We start from the raw sequence: 6343 nt of genomic DNA, 5'->3' as shown, positions 1-6343 counted from the left end.
ACTGCAGCAGCGCGTTGTGACAGGCTTGACCCTACTACCGTTACAGAAAACCCGCACGCTTTACGAGGTGCGGGTCTTCTTCTTGTTGAGCTTGGCTCCCCGAGTTGGACTCGAACCAACGACTTTCTGATTAACAGTCAGACGCTCTACCAGCTGAGCTATCGGGGAATGCGAGCTGCCCGGATGCGGGCAACTCAAGCATTATAGCAAACCGTTATCGGTCCTTCAAGCGTCCGCCCCTAGACCGCAGATGCCTGCCGGCGTTGGCCTTGCGCGTACGCATCGAAACATACGGCGACGTTTCGCGCGAAGAGCCGCCCGAGCTTTGTCAGCCGCAGGCCATTCATGTCGAGTACGGCCAAGCCGTCGGCGATGACGCCGTCAAATCCATCGATCGCGAGATCGGCCAATATTCGTTCATCGGCTCTGACGACCCCGCTCGTCATGATATCCGAGATGATTCGCCGGCGCACTCGGTCCTCATCGCCGAGCAGGCAACCGCGCGCTGTGAGATCGCCGGTCCGGGCCGATGCGATGTATTCGACCACGTCGGAGCGGTTCTGAGCGAACGCATCGAAGCTGCTTGAAATGGCGCTCGCGCCGATGCCGACGAGCGTCTCGGCTCTGACCCGTGTGTAACCCATGAACGAGCGTTGCAAACTTCCGCTACGAGCGGCGCGAGCAAGATCGCTATTGCGCGCCGCGAAATGGTCGATCCCGATCTGTTCGTAGCCAGCAGCCGCAAACGACCTGGTCGCGTCCACAAGCATCCCGAACTTCTCGAGTTGCGAGGGGAGCGACTCTTCGTAAGAGCGCTGCGCATGGTTGACCCAAGGCACGTGGGCGTAGGCGTACATGGCGACGGTTTCCGGCGCGAGCCGTTGCACCTCGCTAACGGTTTGCGCGAACGTCGCGCGGCGCTGGTGCGGCAGACCGTAGATAAGGTCGATGTTGATGTTCCCGATCCGGGCATCGCGCGCCCAACCGATCGCCGCCGCAGTCTGCGCGATGCTCTGCGTTCTGTGAATCGCGGCTTGGGTCTGCGCGTTGAAGTCTTGAACGCCGGCGCTCAGACGATTGAAGCCAAGCCGTCCGAGATGCGCGATCTGCGCTTGGCTCGCCAGTCGCGGATCGATCTCGATGGATATCTCGGCGCTGTCGTCGATCTGGAAGCGGCTTGCGATCGCCTCGAACAGCCTGCTCATCTGAGACGGCTGCAAACTGTTGGGCGTTCCGCCGCCCCAATGCAGCACCGCCAGGCGCAGCCCACGCGCCCGACGCGCGACTTGCTCGAGCTCGCCCTCGACGGCGTCGAGATAACGATCCACGAGCACCTGGTCTTTGGTGATGCAGCGATTGCAGGCGCAGTAATAGCACAGCGATGGACAAAACGGCACATGTACGTACATCGCGGCGGTTCCGGCGCTCCGCGCTTCGCCTTCTATCCTGGCTCGTGCCTCGGGTCGACCACCGCTCCAGGCCGGCACGGGCGGATAGCTCGTGTAGCGCGGAATCGGCCGGTCGTAGTTCGCGAGCAGCGCCGGCCACTCGGATTCGAACGGTACTCCCGCGTCGTCAACGTCGAACACGACTCTCCACCCTGCGTGGTGATCTACGGCCCGGTGTAGCGCCGCTTGACCGGGAAGAGGAACGACAGCACGAACTTGAGCTGCGTGCTTGGCGCGAGATTTGGTCTCACGATATTGCTATAGTACTGCACACCGAATTGCATGGGCGTGGTCGCCAACCTGAATGTCTTGGTCAAGCCGAGGCCGAGCGGAACGATCCACGCCTGGCCGGGCGTCGCAGCGAAGTTCGCCGTGATGTTCGGTGCCGTCGTGAGCGCCCAGCCCTTTCCGAAGTTATAGTTGATGAAAGGTTGGACGAGCATCGAGTTGACGGCGGGGTTGGTCGGGCTCGAGCCGCCGATGCTCCACAACTGAGTCCCGAGCACCCCGATCACGAAATTTCCGGGCATGATGAGACCAACGACGTTCACGCCAGCCGCGGTCTGGTGGGTTCCGACCGGTCCGAGATTGGGCGATGCGGTCGCGAACTGGAAGATCGGCCCGGCGCCCCATGTGACCGTAGCGGGCTTGGCCGGCGTGAAATACGTCTGCTGCTGGATGTCGCCGAAGCCGGTGAGTGTCGGGCAGCCGATCGTCGAGTTGCACTGCGACGGCGGCACCGAAGATGGAGTGTTGATGATCGGGACGATCGTGCGCGAGATGACGTTCCATCGCTTGCTCAAAGCGATCGGGATGACCGGTTGGACGTTGGTCACCGTCTGTGTGCGCTGGTACTGGCCCTGACCGTAGTAGAAGTTTGGCTGGATCGGCAGCACACCGAGATTGCCGACCGGATTTTGCGACTGTTTGATCAGCGCTTTTTCGGCCGCCACCAGGTCAGCTGCCGACGCGGCACCGGCCGGAGCTGGGGACGGCTGGTCATCGGCGCGCGCCAGCAACGGAGCCCCGAGCGCTAGTGCGAGGATGACGCCGGCCGTGAATTGTTTGATCAACTGGTACTACAGTCTGAACGTGTAGCCGACCAGCGGCCCGCCCAAGTTGATGTTGTGCAGCACGCCGCCGTTGTACATGTTGTAGTACAGATCGCGGTATCCCACCACGACGCTGCCGCCGTTCGGCGAACCGTAACCCACGCCGCCAAAGGCCTGCCAGGTGAAGGCTCCGCCGCTCCCGATATCGCCGTAGAACGGTGCGTACCATTTACTGTCCTTGCTCAGATCGAACTTGCCCTTGAGGCCGACGATGCCGTCCCACAGGTTGACGCTCTCTTTGTGGCTGCCCGACACTCCAAGCAACCCTTCCGGCCCCGTGAAATTCCACGTGACCGACGGGCTCGCGTTCGCGTAACGGAAGCCGACCAGCGCGTCGAAGTTCTGCGGCGGCGAACCGGGCGCGAGGTTATAGGTCGCGGCGGTCGTCCAGATGGTCTGCGTGTAGCGCGATTGGACGCTCGTGGCGATAGGGATCGTCAGCATGCCGCCTGGACCGGTGATCGACGTGATACCGTCGCTCACCGCGGTGAGGTTCAGGTAGACCAGGTCGGTCATCAAGCCCCAGTCGCCCTTTTGAACGCCGGCGGTGAACAACGCGCCCGAGGCGAGCTTGGGCGTGTACTGGCTGGGCACGACCGTCAGGCCGACGTTGCCGCCCGTCGTCGGGATGGTGAAATTCAATTGTCCGTGAATCGTCGGCAGCCATAGATATGGTGTGACCCATGCGTGGAGTTTTGTGTCCTTCATGGGGGTCGGGGACGGTGCCGGCGACGCGTCGGCGATGGTCGTCGCGGCGCGCGCTTGCGATCCGAAGGCGAAAAAGAGCGCGACGAGGGCGCTGGTCTGGATCAGGCGCGCGATCGCGCGGGACTTTGCGTCATTCGACAACGGTGTTGTTCCCTTTCCGGTGAGTTCGTGTCAGCGATGACTTGCATGAAAGCGGGGCGTTACTCTGCCGACCAACTAATCGCATGTGGCAGTTCGTACATGTCATGTCGCCTTGCGTTCAGATTCGAAACCCGACAGGCCATCGCTTTCTCCCGAGGAACGGGGTAGGATGGCAAAACTCAAGCGGCGCGCCCTGCGGGTGGCCGGTGGCGGGGTGCCCTCGCTGAAGCTGTTAGATGGCGCTTCAACTGGTGCGTCCCTAGCACCGCCCCGCCGCAAGGCTTCCTATGCGACTATTTCACACACGCTGCCGCTGGATCTGATCGAGCATCTGCGCGCCTTCGCGCATTATCAGCGCGTTTCAGCAAGTTCCGTGATCGAGTTCGCGCTCGCCTCGTTCTTCAAGGCTCGGGACGACGCCGCGTTGGGAGCCATGTTGCGCCGCAAGGGCGCCGGGCCTAGGCGCAAGCCAAAATCGCCCTAACCAACAGTCTTCACGACTTCTTCTCATAGGATTCCCAGGCAGGTCAGAGCAAGCCTCTAGCATGTAGCATCAAGCAACCATTGCGGTTGCTAATGCCGCTCTCGGAGGCCACCACCATCATCGCACGCATCAGAGAACACGCGGATCGCCGCGCCGATTCTGGGGAACGATACAAGCCCCAGGTCAAGCTTTCGGTGAACGTCCCGTCCGACCAGGGCGATCGCTTGCGCACGCTTGCATTCGAGCAGCGCGTGAGCGAGAGCTCGATCGTCCAGGTCGCGCTGCGGCTGCTGTTCGCGCGCGGCAACGACTCCGTCATCGGTATGCTGCTGCGCGAGAACGGGGCGACGCTGCGCCGTAGATGAGCCGCCTAGGAAGATAGCGCAGCCGCGATTTCGTTCGCGCGCCGGATGCAATCGGGCACGCTGACACCGCGCAGGTAGTTGCCGGTCAGCCGCAACCCTGGAATCCGATCGACCGCCGACTCGATCACTGCGAGGCGCTCCTCGTGGCCAAGCGTGTATTGGGGGATGGCGCGCTCCCAGCGGAAGCCGGACACGATCTTCGGCTTGGCAGGCGCGATGCGCATGACCTGACTAAGATCTGCGTGAGCGACGCGTGCGAGCTGCTCGTCGTCGAGTTCGCCGATCGCCGGGTCGGTGGCGCCGCCGAGAAACGCCGTGCACAGCAACTCGTCGTCCGGGGCACGAGCCGCGAAGATGTTCGAGTTCCAGACCGCTCCTAGGATCCGGACGCCTTCGCCGCGACATGCGAGGAAGCCGAAACCGTCATGCGGTGCGCCTAGGACAGCGCGAGGATATGCGATCGCGACCTGGGCGACGGGCGCGTACTCGATCGCGCGCAGCGCCGCAGCTGCTTGAGGTTCGAGCGGCTCCAAGAGATCGGCTGCGGAGTCGGCGGGCGTCGCGATAATGACGTGCGCTGCCTCGATCGTGCCTTCGGGCAGGCCTTCGCACTCGAGCGTGAAGCCGGCGCCGCGTTGTCTGAGCTTCGTCGCACGCGCGCCTGCGTAGATGCGGCCTTCCAAAACTGTCGCCAGCGCGGTGATGAGGCTCGCATTGCCGCCCTTGAAGCTGATCGGACTTCTCGGCCGACTGAAGTCGGCCGCTCCATTGGGCCGTCTAGAGTCGGCCGCTCCATCTCTGGAGCGGCGGGCGAGGAAACCGCGAACCACGCTACCATTTGTGCGTTCGAAATCAACCAGCGCGGGCATGGTGCTTTGCGCCGAAAGCCGCGACGGATCGCCTGCGTAGATACCCGACACGAGCGGTCCGGCCACCGCGTGCAGCACCTCAGGTCCCGCGCGGCGTTCGACGAACGAAGCGACCGATTCGTCGCTTTGGTGCGCGCGAGGGGCGACGAACGGTTCAGCAAGGAGCCGCCACTTAGCCCCTGCCGACAACAACGGCGATGCGATGAATGCCCCAGGTGACGTCGGCACGGCGATGAGCGAACCGCTTCTGTAGATGTAACGCTTGGCACCGGCGCCGGCGGCCACGATGATCTGCGATTCCAATCCGAGTTCGTGCGCGAGGTCTAACAAGGCCGGGGCGGCGATAAAGCTCTGCGGACCTGCGTCGGCAAGATACATCTGTGTCTGGACGGATCCGACGACCCCGCCGAATTTCGCGCGGGCCTCAAGCACCACCACGTTGCGGCCGGCCTTGCGCAGCGCGTGAGCCGCCGCGAGTCCCGAGATTCCGCCGCCGATCACCGCGACGTCGAGATCCTCAAATGGGGCGCTCATGCGAGCGCTCGCTCCGCAAGATCTGCAAGACAGGTGATGTACGCGGGATGACACTTGACCGCGCACGCACGCATGAACTCCCGGATGCCCGTTTCCTGCGCGACCGCCGCGTATTGTATGTCGATCTCGTTGAGCGTCTCGACGTGCTCGGTCACGAACGCGACCGGCACGATGCAGATCGCGGTTGCTCCCTCCCCGGCGAGCCGCTCGATCAGTTTTTCCGTGGCCGGTTCGAGCCATTTCTCCGGGCCGAGCCGGCTCTGGAACGACAGGTGCGTGGGACCCGGGTGCGCGAGCCGCGCACACGCCGCGGCGACGGTCTTCCTCACCTGATCCAGGTACGGATCGCCGCGCTCGATGTAGCGCATCGGCAAGCCGTGCGCCGAGAAGATCAGATGGATGCGTTCGGGCGGCGCCGCGAAATCTTTGAGGCAGCGGCGCGTGACGTCGGCCAGGGCGGTCAGGTAGCCGGGGTCCTCGCAATACTGGTCAACGACGCGCAAGTCTGGTTCGAATCTCATCGCGCGCATCGCGCGGCGCAGCTCGTTGAGGCTGGAGCGCGTGGTCGAGTACGAATACTGCGGGTACAGCGGTACGAAGGCGAGCGTGGTGACGCCGTCTGCACGCGCGGCGCGCAGCGCGTCTTGTGAGTACGGGCGCCAGTTGCGCATGGCGAGGTAGA

7 protein-coding genes and 1 tRNA gene are annotated in these 6343 nt (G+C 63.5%); 2 read left to right on the top strand and 6 right to left on the bottom strand.

Annotated elements, in window-relative coordinates; translation table 11 throughout:
• Nucleotides 1-92: 92 nt before the first annotated feature.
• From VKF82_08260 to VKF82_08245, 4 genes are all read right to left on the bottom strand, one after another.
• A tRNA-Asn gene (locus VKF82_08260) sits at nt 93-168 on the bottom strand.
• A gap of 71 nt (nt 169-239) precedes the next feature.
• Nucleotides 240-1589 carry an oxygen-independent coproporphyrinogen III oxidase gene (gene hemN, locus VKF82_08255; GenBank protein ID HME82053.1) on the bottom strand — a complete coding sequence of 450 codons (1350 nt, stop codon included), beginning with the start codon at nt 1587-1589 and terminating at the stop codon, nt 240-242.
• Nucleotides 1590-1612: 23 nt separating this feature from the next.
• Nucleotides 1613-2521, bottom strand: coding sequence for a hypothetical protein (locus VKF82_08250; protein HME82052.1), 909 nt, complete (start codon nt 2519-2521; stop codon nt 1613-1615).
• 6 nt (nt 2522-2527) lie between these two features.
• Nucleotides 2528-3409, bottom strand: a complete 882-nt coding sequence (locus tag VKF82_08245) for a hypothetical protein (GenBank protein ID HME82051.1) — start codon at nt 3407-3409, stop codon at nt 2528-2530.
• A 169-nt stretch (nt 3410-3578) separates the two neighbouring features.
• Here VKF82_08245 and VKF82_08240 point away from each other — a divergent pair, with 169 nt between their 5' ends.
• The gene (locus VKF82_08240; protein HME82050.1) at nt 3579-3893 is read left to right on the top strand and encodes a hypothetical protein; all 315 of its coding nucleotides are present in this window, start codon (nt 3579-3581) and stop codon (nt 3891-3893) included.
• A gap of 92 nt (nt 3894-3985) precedes the next feature.
• Nucleotides 3986-4258, top strand: coding sequence for a hypothetical protein (locus VKF82_08235; protein HME82049.1), 273 nt, complete (start codon nt 3986-3988; stop codon nt 4256-4258).
• 5 nt (nt 4259-4263) lie between these two features.
• Here VKF82_08235 and hemG read toward each other — a convergent pair whose 3' ends face one another.
• Both hemG and hemH read right to left on the bottom strand, forming a co-directional pair.
• Nucleotides 4264-5661 (bottom strand): protoporphyrinogen oxidase, encoded by a 1398-nt coding sequence (hemG, locus tag VKF82_08230; protein HME82048.1) that lies wholly within the window; start codon nt 5659-5661, stop codon nt 4264-4266.
• Nucleotides 5658-6343 (bottom strand): ferrochelatase (gene hemH, locus VKF82_08225; protein ID HME82047.1); only part of this gene is annotated, 686 nt, incomplete at its 5' end. The genes hemH and hemG, both read right to left, overlap by 4 nt.

The organism is Candidatus Eremiobacteraceae bacterium, assembly GCA_035314825.1.
Lineage (GTDB): Bacteria > Vulcanimicrobiota > Vulcanimicrobiia > Eremiobacterales > Eremiobacteraceae > JAFAHD01.
Note: the sequence above shows the minus strand (reverse complement) of the source record. Positions and strands in the feature narration are given on the sequence as shown.

Bases quoted from the DNA above. Each gene is read 5' to 3' on its own strand.
- VKF82_08240 (HME82050.1), top strand. From the start codon at position 3,579: ATGGCAAAACTCAAGCGGCGCGCCCTGCGGGTGGCCGGTGGCGGGGTG.
- VKF82_08235 (HME82049.1), top strand. From the start codon at position 3,986: ATGCCGCTCTCGGAGGCCACCACCATCATCGCACGCATCAGAGAACAC.
- hemG (HME82048.1), bottom strand. From the start codon at position 5,661: ATGAGCGCCCCATTTGAGGATCTCGACGTCGCGGTGATCGGCGGCGGA.